The organism is Streptomyces sp. NPDC051219, assembly GCF_040682335.1.
Classification (GTDB): Bacteria; Actinomycetota; Actinomycetes; order Streptomycetales; family Streptomycetaceae; genus Streptomyces.
In genome coordinates this window covers 203,471-219,975 of sequence record NZ_JBFBAS010000001.1, presented here as the reverse complement: position 1 = coordinate 219,975, position 16,505 = coordinate 203,471, and the positions used below count along the sequence as shown (strand labels likewise).

Sequence of the window (16,505 nt, the reverse complement as noted above, 5' to 3'; positions counted from 1 at the left end):
GTCGAGCGGGTCGGAAACGATGGGCAGGTCAGGCGCGGGAGACAGGGGCGGCGGAGGAGACTTGCGGATGGCGGCGCGCGCTCATGCGCTCCCCGGGCACGGCACGGCGGGCCGCCATCCGACTGCGACCCGCACTCGCCAAGGAGAAAGGTTCCTCGGCGTCCCCTCGCCACGAATCACTCACCCAAGGGTGATCAATTGACAACGGTCCGTCAACACCGCGTCAACGAATTGGGAGTCACGCCCGATTCGTGACGGCGCACGACGGCTCACACGCCCCAGACCCGTACGCCCCCTCGGTACCCGTGGCCGCACCCCGGTCCACCTCGCACCAGATGCGCTTGCCCGCGCCCTCCGGCTGCCAGCCCCACCGGTCCGCGAGCCCGTCGACCAGCTCCAGCCCGCGGCCGTTGGTGTCGTTGCCCTCCGCGTGCCGGGGCCTGGGCGGGCAGGAGCTGATGTCGGCGACCTCGACCCGTACCGTGCCGGCGGCGTGGGCTCCGGCGTCCGCGGAGCCGAAGAGCATGCGCAGTACAGCCGGACACCCGGTGTGGACCACGGCGTTGGTGACCAGTTCCGAGATGAGCAGGATCAGGGTCTCGGCCAGGGGCTCGTCGTCTCCTATACCGGACCCGGCGAGGCGTGAACGCGCCCACCTACGGGCCCGCCCCACCTCCGCGGGATCGGCTCCGACCTCCAGCTGAACCTGAAGCACCTGCACCGCTCACACCATCCGAACCGGCGGACACATCGCCTCGCGCCTACGCGGGGTCACGGAACGTGATCCCGTTACGAGACAGCATGGTTGACGTACAGTCACCACAACAAGCGCTTCGGGCATATTCCAGCGCGAAGGAGTATGCGTGGTGCATACTGTGCGACGCACACTGCGGGGAGTCGAACAGGGGCGCGTTCGTCGCGTCCATGCATGGCGAGCGGCGCGCATTCCGCGCTCCGGGGCCGCCGCACTGGCAACTCCGGGACAGTCGCGCCTCACCACCACTCGCACCCGACGGAGCGTACCGGAGCACTGCCCCGACTCCCGCGTGTGACGAGTCGCGGTAAGGACACAACCCGGTATCGACAGACCGTAGCCGCCGAGCGCCCGGGCCGTCTCAGAGGGCCTCGGCGAGCAACTCCTCCGTCTGCTCCGCCGTCTGCCACTGCGCGGCGCGTACCCAGGCCCGCTTGAGGTACAGGTGAACATCCGCCTCCCAAGTGAAGCCCATGCCGCCGTAGACCTGCAGGCAGTCACGGGCGTTGCGTACGGCCGCCTCGTCCGCCAGCAGCTTGGCGGCGGCGACGTCGACGGCCATGCCGGTGGCCGCACCCGCGTACACGGCGGCCCGCGCCAGCTCGGCCCGCACCAGCATCTCGGCGCACAGGTGCTGGACGGCCTGGAAGCCGCCGATGGGCCGGCCGAACTGCTCCCGCTCCCGCGCGTATCGCACTGCCATGTCCAGCGTCCGGCACGCACTGCCGAGCTGCTGTGCGGCGGTGAGCAGTGCGGCCTCGCGCCGCAACAGGGCCGCCCCGGCGTCGACCGGCGTGCCTGCCGGGAGCGTACGCACCCGGTGCAGGGGGGTGAGCGGGTCTACGGACCTGACGGGTTCGGCGTTCAGGGAGGCGGCGGGCAGGACGCCGACGGTGTCCCCGTCGAGGACGAGGACGCTGTCGGCCGCGTCGGCGTGCGCGACGAGCGGGGCGGTGCGTCCCGGGCCGACGAGGCCTGCCCGATCAGCCGGATCACCCAGATCGACGCACGTCACCAGCGCGGCGCCCTCGGCTGCTCCCTTCACCAGTCCGGCGGCCAGTTGGCTGACGACGAGCGGCCCCGGCAGCAGCACCCGCCCGGCCTCCTCGTGTACGAGCACGGCCTCGGCCAGGGCGAGTCCCACCCCGCCGTCACTCTCGGCCAGCCTCAGCGAGAAGAACCCGGCCTCTCCCAGGGCGGCCCACACGTGCCGGGCACCCTGCCCCGCAGAGGTGTCCGAGGGGGTGCCCGAGGAGGTGTCCGAGGGTGGGTTTGAGGGTGGGTTTGAGGGTGGGTCCGGCGGCGTGTCCGGTGTGACGGCCGGCGAAGCGTCCACCGCCGCCCGCAGCGCCTCGCGGTCGAAACGGGCCGCCAGCAGCTCGCGGATGCCTCGTTGCAGGTCTCGCTGCTCGTCGGTGAGTTGGAAGCGCACGGACGTCACCGAACCCTCGGCAGGCCGAGGATGCGCTCGGCGACGATGTTCCGCTGGATCTGGGAGGTACCCGCCGCGATCGTGTACGAGAGGGAGGAGAGCCGTTCGAGGGTCCACTCGTGACCGGCGTCGAGCGAGGTGGCACCCAGTACCTCCGCGGCCGTGTCGTACAGCTCCTGCCGGGCGTGCGAGTACCGCAGTTTGAACACCGAGCCGCCCACCCCCGGCAGCCCGCCGGTTCTCTCCGCTTCGCTGACGTTCCACTGGGTGAGCCGCCAGAGCGCCGCGAACTCGGCGTGCAGCCGGCCCAGTTTCCGGCGCAGCACCGGGTCGTCCCAGCGACCGTTCTCCCGTGCCGCGGAAGCGAGTCGGCCGAGTGTCCGGCGGCAGGCGACCACCTCGCCGACGAAGGCCGTGCCCCGCTCGAAGGACAGCGTGACCATGGTGACGCGCCAGCCGTCGTTCTCGGCGCCGACCCGGTTGGCCACCGGCACCCGTACCTCGTCGAGGAACATCTCGGCGAACTCGGTGGAACCCGCGAGCGTGCGCAGCGGCCGGACCGTCACTCCGGGAGTGTCCATCGGCATGGCGAGCCAGCTGATCCCGCGGTGCTTGGGCCCGGTCGCGCCCGTACGCACCAGGAGCTCGCACCAGTCGGCCACCTCGGCGTGCGAGGTCCAGATCTTGGCGCCGCTGACCACGTACGAGTCGCCGTCCCGGACCGCCCGTGTGCGCAGCGCGGCCAGGTCGGAGCCGGCGTCCGGTTCACTGAACCCCTGGCACCACACCTCGTCGCCGCGCAGCACGGGCGGCAGCCAGCGCGCCCGCTGCTCGCGAGTGCCCTCGGCGGCGATGGTCGGCCCGGCATGCAGCAGGCCGACGAAGTTCGCGCCGACGTACGGGGCACCCGCCCGCTCGGTCTCCTCCAGAAAGATCAGGTGCTGCGTGGGTGTGGCGCCCCGGCCCCCCGCGTCCACGGGCCAGTGCAGCCCCGCGTAGCCGGCGTCGTACAGCCTGCGCTGCCAGCCGAGGTCGTAGGCCCGGCGGCCCGGCCAGTCGTCGGGCGAGGGCTTCGGCGGCAGTGTCGGCAGGACGTCCGCGAGCCAGGCCTTCAGCCGGACCCGGAAGTCCTCCTCCTCGGTGCAGGCGAGGTCCATCAGCGGTCCGGCCTGTCCGCTGCGTCGAAGTCCAGGCCGAGCATGCGGATGGCGTTGCCGCGCATCAGCTTGTAGACGGTCTCGTCGTCGAGGCCCTTGACGTGGTCGAGGGCGACTTCCCTGGTGTGCGGGAAGGTCGAGTCGACGTGCGGATAGTCGGTCTCGAAGGTCGCGTTGTCGCGCCCGACGACATCGAGCGAGGCGATCCCGTGCTTGTCCCGGAAGAAGCAGCAGAAGATCTGCCGGTAGTAGTACGTGGACGGCGGTTCGGGGATGAGGTCACGCACGCCGCCCCACGCCCGGTGCTCCTCCCACACGTCGTCCGCGCGCTCCAGGGCGTACGGAATCCAGCCCATCTGGCCTTCGCTGTAGGCGAGTTTGAGCCGGGGGAACTTCACCAGCACCCCGCTGAAGAGGAAGTCCATCATCGACGCCATGGCGTTGTTGAAGGACAACGACGCCTGCACGGCGGGCGGCGCGTCGGGCGAAGCGGCGGGCATCTGCGACGAGGACCCGATGTGCATGTTGACGACCGTGTCCGTCTCCTGGCAGACGGCGAAGAAGGGGTCCCAGTAGCCGGAGTGGATGGACGGCAGCCCCAGATGGGTGGGGATCTCGCTGAAGGTCACGGCCTTCACGCCGCGCGCGGCGTTGCGCCTGATCTCGGCGACGGCGAGTGCGATGTCCCAGAGCGGGATGATGCAGAGCGGGATCAGCCGGCCACGGCTGTCGCCACACCACTCCTCCACCATCCAGTCGTTGTACGCACGGACGCAGGCGAGGGCGACCTCCTTGTCCCTGGCCTCGGCGAAGGTCTGGCCGCAGAAGCGCGGGAAGGTCGGAAAGCACAGGGACGCCTCGACGTGGTTGAGGTCCATGTCCTTCAGCCGCTCGGCCGGGTCCCAGCAGCCGCGCCGCATCTCCGCGCGGGTGATTCCCTCCAGCGTCATGTCTTCACGGTCGAAGCCGACGGCCGCGATGTTGCGCTTGTACGGGAACTTGAGGTCCTCGTAGATCCACCAGTCGGCCGGCGGCCCGTCCGGGTCCATGGTGATGACGTACTTTCCGCCGGTGTACGCGAGTTCGCCGATTCCGGCGGTCAGCGGCCGTGGGCCGCGGTCGCCGTACTTGGCGGGCAGCCAGGTCTCGAAGAGGTGGGCGGGCTCGATCACGTGGTCGTCGACGCTGATGATCCGAGGCAGTTCCATGGGCTTCCCCTCACCCGCTATTTCTGATGGACCGTCAGAATTAGGCTAGCCCCGCACCCTCTGGACCGACAAGCACGTGGGCCTTACGCTCTCGAGCACCATCTGACTGGGCGTCAGTTACGGAGGACCCGGTATGGCCGGCAGTACCGCGTATGAGCTCGACGGCACCGCCACCCTGTGGGAACTGGTCGCCCGCCGCGCCGGCCTCACACCCGAGGCAGCCGTACTGATCCAGTCCGCCGACGACCCCGCCGATGACCGGCGCCTCACCTTCGGCGAGCTGCGCGACCGCGCCGAACGGGTGGCGGCCGGCCTGTACGAGCTGGGGGTCCGCCCCGGCAGCGTCGTCGCGTGGCAGCTGCCCACCCGGATCGAGACCGTGCTGCTTTCGGTCGCCCTGGGCCGGCTCGGCGCGGTGCAGTCGCCGGTCATCCCCTTCTACCGGGACCGCGAAGTGGGCTTCGTTCTCAAGGAGTCCGGGGCCGGGTTCTTCGCCGTGCCGGGCGAGTGGCGCGGCTTCGACCACGTGGCCATGGCCCGCCGTCTCGCGCCCACGCTGCCGCGGCCCCCCGTCGTACTGGAGGCCTACGAGGACCTGCCGGACGCGGACCCGGCCGTCCTGCCCGCCCCGCCCGCCGAAGGCACCACGGTCCGCTGGATCTACTGGACCTCCGGCACCACCTCCGACCCCAAGGGTGTCCTGCACACCGACCGCAGCCTCGTCGCGGGAGGCTCGTGCCTGGCGCACGCGCTGCGTCTCGGCCGGGACGACATCGGGTCCATAGCGTTCCCGTTCGCGCACATCGGCGGTCCGGACTATCTGGTGATGCTGCTCCTGTACGGCTTCCCGGCCGTCCTGTTCGAGAAGTTCTCCCTGCCGGACGCGCTCGACGGCTACCGCAGGCACGGCGTGACGACGGCCGGCGGCAGTACGGCCTTCTACTCGATGTTCCTGGCCGAACAGCGCAAGGCTCCCGGCCGGAAGCTCATCCCCACCCTGCGGCTGCTGGCGGGCGGCGGCGCCGCCAAACCGCCCGAGATCTACCACGCCGTCGTACGCGAGATGGGCGTCCAGCTCACCCACGGATACGGCATGACCGAGGTCCCCATGATCACCATGGGGGCGCCGGACGACACGGCGGAGAACCTCGCGGCCACCGAGGGCCGGCCGCCCGCCGGGATGGAGATCCGTATCACGGACGAAGAGGGAAAGCCGCTGCCCACCGGCACGGACGGCGAGGTCCGGCTGCGGGGGGAGGCGGTCTGCCTGGGCTATCTCGACCAGGCCCAGAACGCCGAGGTCTTCGACCCCGACGGGTTCCTCGTCACCGGGGACGTCGGCCATCTCACAGCAAGCGGCCATCTCGTGCTCACCGGGCGGCTGAAGGACATCATCATCCGCAAGGGCGAGAACATCTCCGCCAAGGAGATCGAGGACCTCCTCCACCGGCACCCGGCGGTCGGTGACGTGGCGGTGATCGGCCTGCCCGACCAGGCCCGCGGCGAGCGGGTGTGCGCCGTCGTCGAAAAGCCGGCGGACTCAGGCGGGCCGGCCCCGGAATCGCTGACCCTGGAATCGATGACCGCGTACCTGCGGGCCGAGGGCCTGTCCGTGCACAAGCTGCCGGAGCAACTGGAGCTGGTCGAGGCCCTCCCGCGCAACGACGCCCTGCGCAAGGTCCTCAAGTACAAGCTGCGCGAGCGCTATTCCTGAGAACCGTCACGGGTACGGTCAGGCGTCCGGCTCTGCGGTGGTGTAGTACGCCGCGAACGCCGTCATGATCTCGTCCTCGCTGATCCTGCCGTCACCGTCCGCGTCGAGCGCCTCAGCCGCCCGACGGGCCACCTCGGCGTCGGCACCCAGCACCCGGATCACCCGGGCGGCGCTCTGCGGCGTCGCGCCGGCGCCGTCCTCGTCCGCTACGGCAAGCACGGCGTGCAGGAAAGGCCGGGCGATCTCGGCGAAGCGCTGGGGGTTGTCGCGCAGCCGCTTCACGGCGCCCGTGACGAACTCCTCGCGGTTCACCCGCTGGTCGCCGTCGACATCGGCGATACCGGCCATGCCCTGCCAGAAGGCTTCCGCGCCGATGAAGACCGCCTGCCCCTTGTCGGAGCGGGCGGCGGTCCCGAACTCTGCGAGCACGGCCTTCGCCGCCGCGCTGAAGTCCTCGCGGTCGATGTAGCCGTTGCCATCCTGGTCGAAGGTGGCGAATCGGGCGGCGATCTTCCGCTCATACTCTGCGCTGTCCATTTTCGGCCTTCCGCCTCACGTGTCAGGTGGGGTTGCAGTCTCTTGCAGTCAGACGGAGCGTAAGGCCTGCGTGGCCGGGAAGTTAAGGAAAGCGGGCAAGGTGTTGATCAACTGCATCCGTACGCCCACCGCAGGTGACTGCGAGGTCGACACCCTGTTACACGCCGAGGTCGGCACCGTGTCACACGGCCATTCGTCCGAGCGCGAGCGGCTGCGCCTCCTCGTCCACCGCCGAGTCGATGTCCGGATAGACCTCGAAGAGCCGTCGCACTCCCAGCGCGGCCAGCACTCGGTTCACATGGGACCCTTCGACCGCACCCCGGGCGGGCAGGATCAGCCGGAGCCGGCCCTGGCAGGAGCGCATCAGCCGACGCGTCGCGATCAACACTCCGATGCCGCTGGAGTCGCAGAACAGTACCCCGGAGAGGTCGAGTACCACCGCACGGCGGCCCTCGGCCACGGCGTCGTGCACGTGTCTGCGGACTTCGGGTGCGGTCACCAGATCCAGTTCACCCGAGATGCGCAGCAGGGCCCAGCCACCCCGCTCTCCCTCGCTCACGTTCAGCAGCGACACGTGCCACACCTCTCGCCGTTGGATCCGGAACTACCCGTTCCTTGGCGGCTGCCCGGCCGTACGCATCTGAAACGCGGCGGAATCCCTACCCTTGCCGCGTGCCCCACGGGCGCACTTTGCGGCAAAGGGGAGTGCGCCGCGGCACATGGCCACTACATTCGAAGGGTCGACACCAGGGTTGGGGGCCGTATGCCGAAAGACGCACCACCCCGCTGGGACCGCCGGATGCAGCAGCGGCTCGCGCGGGGTGAGGCCGCGGCGCTCGGGGAGTTGTACGACCGGTTCGCCTCGCTCGTGCACAGCCTCGCCCATCGGGTGCTCGGCGACGAGGAGGCTGCCGACCGGATCACCCGCGAAGTCTTCGGCTACATCTGGGAGAACCCCGACGCGTACGACCCCAAGCAGGGGTCCATGCGCTCCTGGGTGGCCCGGCTCACCCACCGCCAGGCGGTGAACCGGCTGCGCCAGACCGAGGCGGCAGCCCTCACGGCCGGCGCCGGTTCGCGCGAGGAGCTGGAACGGAAAGTGCGCAACGCGTCCGCCGCCGCCCGCGCCGACTACATCGTCACCTCCATGCCCGCGCCACTGCGGGCCGCGTTGGAGCTCGCGTACTTCCAGCGCCGGGACTACCGGCAGGCCGCGGCGGACCTCGGCGTCACCGAGGACGAGGCGCGCAGGCGCCTGCGCCTCGGACTGCAACTGCTCTCGACGGCCAATACCCGGCCGGTCGAAGGATCATCACCGCCCGGATACGGGCACGCACTGTGAACGGGCCCGCGCACGGGGCGCCAGGCCCCGACAACCCCGACGACCCCGACGACATGGACGGCAAACAGCCGCGCATACCCGCCCCGCGGCAGGCGGCGGACAATCTCCACCTGCGCCAGGAACCGTTGCCCGCGCCCGAGTCCGCGCCGCCGCGCGCGCCGGAAGTCGCACAGTCGCCGGCACAGCCGCCCACTCCGCCGCCGCCCACTCCGCCGCCGCCCACTCCGCCGCCGGCGGCGCTGACCCACAAGGTGCTGAAGTCGCTCCTCGGCGCCTGGGCACTGTCCGCCTGCTCCGCCGAGGAGACCCAGGCCGTCGAGAACCACCTGACCGAATGCGCACCGTGCGCGGACGAGGCACTGCGCCTCCGTGACGCCGTGGGACTCCTGCACGCAGAGGAGAGCCTCGATCTCGACCCGCTGCTGCGCTCGCGCGTCCTGGAGGGCTGCCTCGGGCGCAGGCCCGCGCGTATCCCGGTACCGGACTGGGCCTCACCGTACGACGCGGAGACCGCTAGACTCGATGCCCTGCTGCGGGACATCGGCGACTCCGAGTGGCACGCGCCGGTACGGCTCAAGTGGTTCGAGGGCGAGCGCCAGGTCAGCCGCAAAACGACGGTCGCCGGTGTCATCGGGCACCTGATGACCGTCGACGGCATGGTCGCCACCGCGCTCGGCCTCGACGACCCCCTCGGCCCTGACGCGCCGGACTCGCCCGGCACCCCGAGTGAGCGCACCGAGGCGTACTGGCGGTCGTCCCAGCACCCGTTCACCCGCAGAGTCCGCGAACCCTGGCGTGAGCAGGGCCACACTCTGATTCGCACGGTCTCGTTCGCGGGCCGGGGCGTGGCCGAGCTGTCCGTCCCATACGGGACGGCCGCACTGCCCCTGCGGGACTCGTTCCTGGACCGTGCCTTCGAGTGCTGGGTGCACGCGGGGGACATCGCGGACGCGGTGGACTATCCGTACGACCCGCCGGCCGCTGCCCACCTCAACCGCATGATCGACCTTGCCGCCCGGCTGCTCCCGGGCGCTCTCGCCGAGCGCCGCCGGGCCGGACTCGCCACGCCGGCACGGCAGCTCGTGGCGGCGGGCTCCCCCGGCCGGACCCTTCACCTGGAGGTCGAGGGCTCGGGCGGCGGCAGCTGGTACATCGCCCTGGACTCCCCGGCGGCAACCCCTTCGCCGCAACACGCGGTGGCCCAGATCGCGCTGGACGGCGTCGAGTTCTGCCGGCTGGCCGCGGGCCACATCTCCCCGGAGGACGCGGCGGCGGGCCAGCAGGGCGACCGCGAGGCCATCCGGGACGTGCTGTTCGCGGCGGCTTCGCTGTCCAGACTGTGAGACCCGGCTTCGGGGTCAGGTGAAGACGACCGTACGGCGGCCGTTGAGCAGCACGCGGTGTTCGCTGTGCCACTTCACCGCGCGCGCCAGCGCCTGGCACTCCACATCGCGGCCGATCGCGACCAGCTGCTCGGGGGTCACCTGGTGCCCCACGCGCTCGACCTCCTGCTCGATGATCGGGCCCTCGTCGAGGTCCGCCGTCACATAGTGCGCCGTGGCGCCGATCAGTTTCACGCCGCGCTCGTGCGCCTGGTGGTACGGCTTCGCACCCTTGAAGCTCGGCAGGAACGAGTGGTGGATATTGATGATCCGGCCGTTCAGCTGCTTGCAGAGGTCGTCGGAAAGCACCTGCATGTAGCGGGCGAGGACGACCAGCTCGACCCTCTCGTCCCGCACCAGCGCCAACAGCTCTGCCTCGGCCGCCGCCTTGGTTTCCCTGGTCACCGGAATGTGGCGGAAGGGAATGCCGTACGAGCCGACGAGCTCTTCGAAGTCCCTGTGGTTGGAGACGACCGCCGCGATCTCCACCGGCAGCGCGCCGATCGACGAGCGGAAGAGCAGATCGTTCAGGCAGTGGCCGAACTTCGAGACCATCAGCACGATCCGCATCCGCTCGGAAGCGTGGTGGATCTGCCAGTCCATCCGGAACGAGTCGCCGATGGCGGCGAAGCTGGCCCGCAGCTTCTCCAGCGTGACAGGGGGCTCGGCCGAGAAGTGCACCCGCATGAAGAAGAGGCCGGTGCCATGGTCGCCGAACTGCTGACTGTCCTCGATGTTGCAACCGGTCATGAACAGGTAACTCGACACCGCGTGCACGATGCCCTGTTTGTCGGGGCATGTCACGGTCAGGACATACTGCTCGGGCTGCGGGTCGCTCATAAGCCCAAAGGATTCCACACCCGCGTCGGAGGGCTCACGCCGACCGAGTCATGATCCGCAGGACGTCGAGAGAACTCGGGGCGGCATCCGGGTCGTCGCCGTCACTCGCCGCGAGGCGTACGTGCGCGTCACGGGCGGCCCGTACCGCCTCGGGCCATCCGTGGTGCTCCATGTAGGCCGACACGGGAGCGTCCGCCCCGACCTGGTGCATGATGCGCAGCACCCGCAGGACGGCGGTGTCCACGAGAGCGGCCTCCTGGGAGTCGCGGAAGATCGTCCCCACGTACTTCTCGGCGGACCAGTTGTCCAGCCAGGTGTCCTCGACCAGCCGGTAGACGGCGTCGGTGACGTCCCCGTAGCCGTCGAGGCCGGCAAGCCAGCACTCCTGCTGGAAGGCGGGGTCGGAAAGCATGTGCAGCGCCGAGCGCACATTGCTGCGCCAGCGCCACCACGGCATGTCGTTGAGCGGCATGCCGCCCATGGTGGGGGAGCGACGGCCACGACGGGAAGAGTTCTCCGAACCTTGCACGGTTGTCGATCGTACGTTCCCGATTCGCAGAAGCGCGCGCACCCCTGCAATTCATCTTTGCGTCACCGAACGTTGAACAAGGGTCACTCGTGTGTTACCCGTGGGGCGGAATTGTGCAGAGACATGACCGGTTGGCGACGTACCTCATCCCTCCGCCCCAGCAACTCCGCGCTGACGACCGCGCTGTGTACGGCGGTCTGTGCGTCACTCATCGGGGGATGCGGTGTGCTCCCTGGGGACTCGGGGGGAGCCAGGGAGCCCATCACCGTCATGACGTTCGCGCCCGAGGAGACCCAGGCCACCAACATGGCGGGCATGCCGGCCATGGCCGGCGCGTACGCCCGCTGGATCAACAGCCGCGGCGGTATCAACGGCCGGGAACTCAAAGTCATCACCTGCAACGAGCACAACACTCCCGTCGGAGCGGGCGACTGCGCACGGAAGGCTGTAACCGCCAACGCCGTCGCGGTCGTCGGCTCGTACAGCCAGCACGGCCGGGCGTTCATGGCCCCGCTCGAGACCGCGGGTATCCCGTTCATCGGCGGCTACGGCGTCTCCGACGAGGAGTTCCAGAGCACGCTCTCGTACCCGGTGAACGGTGGCCAGCCGGTCCTCCTCGCGGGCAACGGACGCCAGCTCGCCCGCGACTGCGAGCGGGTCTCCCTGGTCCGTCCCGACACCGTCGCCGGCGACACCATGCCCGTACTCCTGAATTCGGGCCTGGTGGCAGGCAAGCGCACCGAGGCCGCCGACGTCCGCGCCGCCGAGGACGCGGGCGACTACAGCGCGAAGGCGCGGGAGGCCCTGCGGGAGGCGGGCGCGGACCCGTCGCTGCCGGGGGTCATCGGCTCGGCGGCGGCGACGGAGCGAGCGGCCAAGGGCTGCGTCACCGCCGTGCTCGGCGAGCGGACGGAGACCTTCTTCGACTCCTTCCGGCGGGTCCAGAAGGACCTCCAGAAGGTCCGGATCTCCTCGGTGCTCGGCAGCGTCAGCCAGGGCCTGGTGAACCGCACAGGCGGCAAGGAGGGCCCCTTCGAGGGCGCGTACGTCACCGGCTGGTACCCCGTGGCGAGCGATCCCCTCTGGGAGCCGATGCGCAAGGTGATCAGCGAGCACGCCTTCGGCGACGACCGCATCGACCCGGCCGACACCGGGATCCAGACGACGTGGATCGCGTACACGGTGTTAACGGACATAGTCCGCTCCCTCGGCGAGGGCGACATCACCGCGCCGCGCGTGGCGCAGGCCCTCGACCGCACCACCGGAATCGACACGGGCGGCCTCACGCCGAAGCTGAGCTGGCGGTACGAGGACATGCGCGCGGTACGGGGCTTCCCCCGGATTGTCAACGGCCGGGTGACGTTCCAGGTCGTCCGCGAAGGGCGTCTGGTGGCTCTGGAGAAGGGGTCCCGGGACATGACGGCGACGCTCGAAGGCTCCCCGGCGGCAAGGTAGGCCCCTCCCGGGCCCAGCGTCCTCGCGGAGGCCGGTCGCAGGGGGCGCCGGGGCTCCGCCTCCCTTCCCGCAGGCCCTCGGCCCCGGTGGGCGGGCTCGTCCATCCACCCACCGGGCAGGGACCTACAGCTGGGTCTTGTCGCGCTTCGTCAGACCGTACTGCCCGGCGATCGCGTTCCACAGGCCCGCGGCCTCCTGCTTGGCCTGAGTCGCTTCGCCGCTGGCGCGGTTGCCCGCCCCCGCCTGAGGCGTCTGCCGGGCACGGCCGTCCTTGCAGCCCTTCTTGCCGGCGACCTGGTCGGCCCAGGCGGCGTAGTGGTTGTCCGCTGCCGCGGACGACTTCCACGCCTTGGTCAGGGATGCCGACAGCCGTGCGTTCTCCGGCAGCTTGTCGACCGGGAGGGCCTGCAGACGGGTCACCAGGTTCTCTCGCTGTACGGCGGCGGCCCGTAGATCGATGGCGGCCTGGCCGAGGTTGTCGCACTTCTTGATGTTCTCGACCGAACGGATCACGGCCGCACGGCTGTTGTTGCTGTCGGCGAGCAGCTTGTCCAGCCCCTCGGCCTGCGCCTTGGCCGGATCGGCAGCCGGTTCGGCGGAGCTCCCGGTGGTGGGCGACGAGTCCGCGGTGACAGCAGTCCTGTCGTCCTGCCCCTTGTCCTCGTCGTCGCCGCCGCTCATCAGCGCGCCCACGCCGAGACCCACCACGGCCAGAGCGACAACGCCCGCGGCGATGAGGGCGGCCGGGGACCGGCGGCGCTGTCCGCCGCCCCGGCCCGGCGGCGGAGACTGGGGCTGGGTGTGCGGTGCGTGCGGCGAGGCGGGAGCGTACGGCCGCTGTGCCTGGCGCGGCTGCTGGGACCGGCGCTGCTGCGTCCCGTCGAAGCGGGGCAACTGCTGTGTGGGATCGGGGCGTTCGGATCCGGCGTCGGTACGGAAGAGGCTGTCGAACTCGGCGGGCGGCTGCCGGTCCTCCGGGGCGCCGGGCCTGATCCCGTACGGAGCGCCGGTCGGCGCGGCCGGAACGGGAGCGATGTACTGCGTCGCCTGCGCATCCGGCCCCTGGGGCACGCCGGTCCCTGCAGGCCCGGCGGGCACCGGCGCGATGTACTGCGTCGCCTGCGCGTCGGGTCCCTGCGGCGCCCACTGGCCGTGGCCCGTGCCCAGGAACTGGGTGGACTCGGCGGGGTGTTCGGGCGCCATCCCGCCGGGCGCTGCGGCCCCGTGCGCGTTGGCCCCAAGCGGCGGGTACACGGCTCCCGGCGGCGGGTAGGCGGCCATGGGCGGCAGGTACTGGGTGGCGTCCGCCTCCGCTCCGGCGTGCGGCGGCAACGGCATGGGCGTCGCCGGCTGCACCGGCTGCTGCGCCCCCTCGGGGGGCAGCGGCTGCGACACCGGCGCCTGCTGCTGGCCCGGCCCCCACGGCTGGCCCCAGGGCTGACCGCCCGCGGGGGCGACCTGCTCCCCCGAGGTTCCGGGTATCCAGGGACCACTGCCGTCCGCGGGCAGCACGACACCCTCGTGCGCGCGCCGGGCCGCGGGATACTGCGGCTCGTCGCCCTGACCGCTCTGCGTCACCGGGACTCCTACGTGTGTACCTACGGGACCGTCGGTTCACGCTACCGGGTCCCGCAGCCCCCCTGCCACGCACCGGAAAGCAGTAACAAGAAGGGCGCCCAAGACGCTGTTATGGGGCCGCGTGTGCCCCCGGCTACGCCGCGTTGATCTCCAGCCGCGCACGGAACTCGCGGACCGCCGGCTCCTCCCGGAACGGCTCCAGACGCTGCTGGAAGTCGTCCAGGTACTCGGCGCCCCGGTTGGACCGCAGCGTACCCAGCAGCTCGACCGCGCGCGTACCCGTGTGGCACGCCTGCTCGACCTCGCGGCGCTGGACCTGGGACGTGGCCAACAGCACAAGACCGATCGCGCGGCGACGGGCCTTGGTCTCCGGCAGGCCGTCCAGCGCCTCCTCCGCCCGCCGGCCCGCGGCCTCCGCCTGGCCGAGGTCACGGTGGCAGTGCGCCAGCTCGTCGGCGAGGTACGCCTCGTCGAAGTGGGCGATCCACGCCGGGTCGTCACCCGCGGTCGCTTCCGTACGCTCCAACGCGCCCAGCGCCCGGCCCGCCGCCACCTGGGTGGCGCGCGCGTCGCCCAGCAGAGCGTGCCCCCGCGCTTCCGCCGCCAGGAACATCGCCTCCGCGCGCGGCGGCACCTGACCGCGCGCACCCTCCTGCGCGGCCCGCGCCAACTGGGCGATCTCGCGCGGGTTCCCGAGCTGCGCGGCGAGGTGGCTCATCGACGCGGCCAGCACATAGCCGCCGTAACCACGGTCGCCGGCCGCCTGCGCGAGCCGCAGGGCCTGGATGTAGTAGCGCTGGGCGAGCCCCGGCTGACCGGTGTCGACGGCCATGTAGCCGGCCAGCTCCGTGAGCCGCGCCACAGCCGCGAAGAGCGCGCGGCCGACCGACTCCCGGTACGAGCCGGCCAGCAGCCCGGACACCACGCTATTGAGGTAGTGGACGACGATCGGGCGGACATGACCGCTGCCGAACCTGTGGTCCAGCTCGACCAGCGCCTCGGTCGTGGCCCGGACGGCGTCGACGTCCGAGGCCCCCACCCGCGCGCCCACCGACCGCGCCACCTGTGCGTCCGCGCCGGTGATCAGCCAGTCACGGCTGGGCTCCACCAGCGCGGAGGCGGCGACGGTCGATCCGGAGAGGAAGTCGCGGCGGCCCACGTCGCTGCGCCACAGCTCGCAGACCTGCTCGATCGCGCCCGGCACGGTGGGCGAGAACTGCAGGCCGATCCCGGAGGCGAGATTCTTGCCGTTGGCCATCCCGATCTCGTCGATCGTGACCGTACGGCCGAGCTTGCGGCCCAGCGCCTCGGCGATGATCCCCGGTGCCCGGCCGCGGGGCTGCTGGCCGCGGAGCCAGCGGGCCACCGATGTCTTGTCGTACCGGAGATCGAGACCGTGCTCCGCCCCGCACATGTTCACGCGGCGAGCCAGCCCGGCGTTGGAGCACCCTGCTTCCTGGATGAGCGCCTGCAGCCGTTCGTTCGGCTGGCGGGCGACGAGCGGCCTGGCTGCCATGACTACCCCCTGAGGCTGCAATGATCTTTGAATTGATCACTGCCCGGCGAATATGCAAAGAATGCGGCGGATGACTGCGTAGTCGCTGTAGTCGGCTTTGCTGTTGTTGGCGGGTTTGACGGTTTTATCCACTTCGGGGCGGCCTTCCGCGGCGTTCCGTGAACTTCCAGGACGTTCCACTGCGTTCTTCCACGCCTGTGGCTACCCGCTCACTGCTCCCCGTCCCCCTGCGCGCCCCCGGCCGTGCACCGGTGCGCCCCGCATGCGATACATGCAGGATCGATGCTCCCGGCACCTCGCAGGCCGCGCCCGTAACCCGAGGTGACGGCGGCAGTTGAGTTCACCGTGGAAGAGACCATCGGAGTCACGGAAGCCGCACCCATCCCCAAGCAGCGAGGCGACCTGCTGCTGGATCACGCCGTGCGGTACGCGGAAGAGCGCCACTGGGACGTGTTCCCCGGCACCTGGCTGGAGGCCGAGGACGGCAGGGAGCAGTGCTCGTGCGGCGACGCCGCCTGCTCCGCGCCCGGCGCCCATCCGGTACGCCAGGACTGGGAGTCGCAGGCGACGGGGAGCGCGGTGCAGGCGCGGCGGCTCTGGGCGAAGCACCCGAAGGCGTCCATCCTGCTGCCGACGGGCCGGACGTTCGACGCGATCGACGTGTCCGAGACGGCCGGGTTCCTCGCCCTGGCCCGGATGGAGCGCATGGAGCTGACACTCGGCCCGGTCACCTGCACCCCGGACCGCCGGATGCTGTTCTTCGTCCTGCCGGGCGCCGGGCTGAAAGTTCCCGATCTGGTAGGGAAGTTGGGGTGGTCGCCCGCCGCGGTCGACCTGATCGCCCGCGGCGAGGGCGACTACGTCGCCGCTCCCCCGACCCGCGTGGGCGGCCACGGCGCGGTGCAGTGGGCCCGGCGGCCCACACCGGCCAACCGTTGGCTGCCCGACGCCGAGGAACTGATCAGCCCGCTGGCATACGCGTGCGGGCGGGAGGCCGCCGACGCTCGGGCCAGGCGCGCCCAGGACTCATAAGGTGTCCCCCAGGCTGTGTTTCATGACCA

Annotated in this window: 15 protein-coding genes; 5 read left to right on the top strand and 10 right to left on the bottom strand. The window is 71.0% G+C overall.

What is annotated here, in order from left to right:
- Positions 1–238: 238 nt before the first annotated feature.
- From AB0M62_RS01100 to AB0M62_RS01085, 4 genes are all read right to left on the bottom strand, one after another.
- Positions 239–721, bottom strand: coding sequence for an ATP-binding protein (locus AB0M62_RS01100; protein ID WP_366071943.1), 483 nt, complete (start codon positions 719–721; stop codon positions 239–241).
- Between the two features lie 394 nt (positions 722–1,115).
- Positions 1,116–2,186, bottom strand: a complete 1,071-nt coding sequence (locus AB0M62_RS01095) for an acyl-CoA dehydrogenase (RefSeq protein ID WP_366071942.1) — start codon at positions 2,184–2,186, stop codon at positions 1,116–1,118.
- A gap of 5 nt (positions 2,187–2,191) precedes the next feature.
- Positions 2,192–3,343 (bottom strand): acyl-CoA dehydrogenase, encoded by a 1,152-nt coding sequence (locus AB0M62_RS01090; RefSeq protein ID WP_366071941.1) that lies wholly within the window; start codon positions 3,341–3,343, stop codon positions 2,192–2,194.
- On the bottom strand, positions 3,343–4,551 hold the full coding sequence (locus AB0M62_RS01085) for an amidohydrolase family protein (RefSeq protein WP_366071940.1): 1,209 nt from the start codon (positions 4,549–4,551) through the stop codon (positions 3,343–3,345). The genes AB0M62_RS01090 and AB0M62_RS01085 overlap by 1 nt, the downstream gene beginning before the upstream one ends.
- Positions 4,552–4,684: 133 nt before the next feature.
- On the opposite strand from AB0M62_RS01085, the gene AB0M62_RS01080 reads away from it, so the two are divergent.
- Positions 4,685–6,265: an AMP-binding protein gene (locus AB0M62_RS01080; RefSeq protein WP_366071939.1), complete on the top strand. Its 1,581-nt coding sequence runs from the start codon at positions 4,685–4,687 to the stop codon at positions 6,263–6,265.
- An 18-nt stretch (positions 6,266–6,283) separates the two neighbouring features.
- Here the strand turns inward: AB0M62_RS01080 and AB0M62_RS01075 are convergent, their stop codons facing one another.
- Together AB0M62_RS01075 and AB0M62_RS01070 are read right to left on the bottom strand one after the other, a co-directional pair.
- Positions 6,284–6,802 (bottom strand): EF-hand domain-containing protein, encoded by a 519-nt coding sequence (locus tag AB0M62_RS01075; RefSeq protein ID WP_366071938.1) that lies wholly within the window; start codon positions 6,800–6,802, stop codon positions 6,284–6,286.
- 181 nt (positions 6,803–6,983) lie between these two features.
- A complete protein-coding gene (locus AB0M62_RS01070) occupies positions 6,984–7,376 on the bottom strand; it encodes an STAS domain-containing protein (RefSeq protein WP_366071937.1) in 393 nt (130 codons plus the stop codon).
- Positions 7,377–7,565: 189 nt separating this feature from the next.
- Between AB0M62_RS01070 and AB0M62_RS01065 the strand changes: the two genes are divergently transcribed.
- Entirely contained in the window at positions 7,566–8,144 is a 579-nt protein-coding gene (locus tag AB0M62_RS01065) for a sigma-70 family RNA polymerase sigma factor (protein WP_366071936.1), read from the top strand.
- A gap of 53 nt (positions 8,145–8,197) precedes the next feature.
- Positions 8,198–9,487 (top strand): zf-HC2 domain-containing protein, encoded by a 1,290-nt coding sequence (locus tag AB0M62_RS01060; RefSeq protein ID WP_366072234.1) that lies wholly within the window; start codon positions 8,198–8,200, stop codon positions 9,485–9,487.
- 15 nt (positions 9,488–9,502) lie between these two features.
- On the opposite strand, the gene purU is transcribed toward AB0M62_RS01060, so the two are convergent.
- Together purU and AB0M62_RS01050 are read right to left on the bottom strand one after the other, a co-directional pair.
- Positions 9,503–10,366 carry a formyltetrahydrofolate deformylase gene (gene purU / locus AB0M62_RS01055; protein ID WP_366071935.1) on the bottom strand — a complete coding sequence of 288 codons (864 nt, stop codon included), beginning with the start codon at positions 10,364–10,366 and terminating at the stop codon, positions 9,503–9,505.
- 34 nt (positions 10,367–10,400) lie between these two features.
- Entirely contained in the window at positions 10,401–10,847 is a 447-nt protein-coding gene (locus AB0M62_RS01050; RefSeq protein ID WP_366072233.1) for a hypothetical protein, read from the bottom strand.
- 171 nt (positions 10,848–11,018) lie between these two features.
- Between AB0M62_RS01050 and AB0M62_RS01045 the strand changes: the two genes are divergently transcribed.
- Positions 11,019–12,350 (top strand): ABC transporter substrate-binding protein, encoded by a 1,332-nt coding sequence (locus AB0M62_RS01045; protein WP_366071934.1) that lies wholly within the window; start codon positions 11,019–11,021, stop codon positions 12,348–12,350.
- 123 nt (positions 12,351–12,473) lie between these two features.
- On the opposite strand, the gene AB0M62_RS01040 is transcribed toward AB0M62_RS01045, so the two are convergent.
- Together AB0M62_RS01040 and AB0M62_RS01035 are read right to left on the bottom strand one after the other, a co-directional pair.
- Complete coding sequence (locus AB0M62_RS01040) at positions 12,474–13,928, bottom strand: hypothetical protein (RefSeq protein WP_366071933.1); 1,455 nt, start codon at positions 13,926–13,928, stop codon at positions 12,474–12,476.
- A 133-nt stretch (positions 13,929–14,061) separates the two neighbouring features.
- Positions 14,062–15,444 carry a transcriptional regulator gene (locus AB0M62_RS01035; protein WP_366071932.1) on the bottom strand — a complete coding sequence of 461 codons (1,383 nt, stop codon included), beginning with the start codon at positions 15,442–15,444 and terminating at the stop codon, positions 14,062–14,064.
- 345 nt (positions 15,445–15,789) lie between these two features.
- Between AB0M62_RS01035 and AB0M62_RS01030 the strand changes: the two genes are divergently transcribed.
- Positions 15,790–16,476: a bifunctional DNA primase/polymerase gene (locus AB0M62_RS01030; RefSeq protein ID WP_366071931.1), complete on the top strand. Its 687-nt coding sequence runs from the start codon at positions 15,790–15,792 to the stop codon at positions 16,474–16,476.
- The last annotated feature ends 29 nt before the right edge of the window (positions 16,477–16,505 follow it).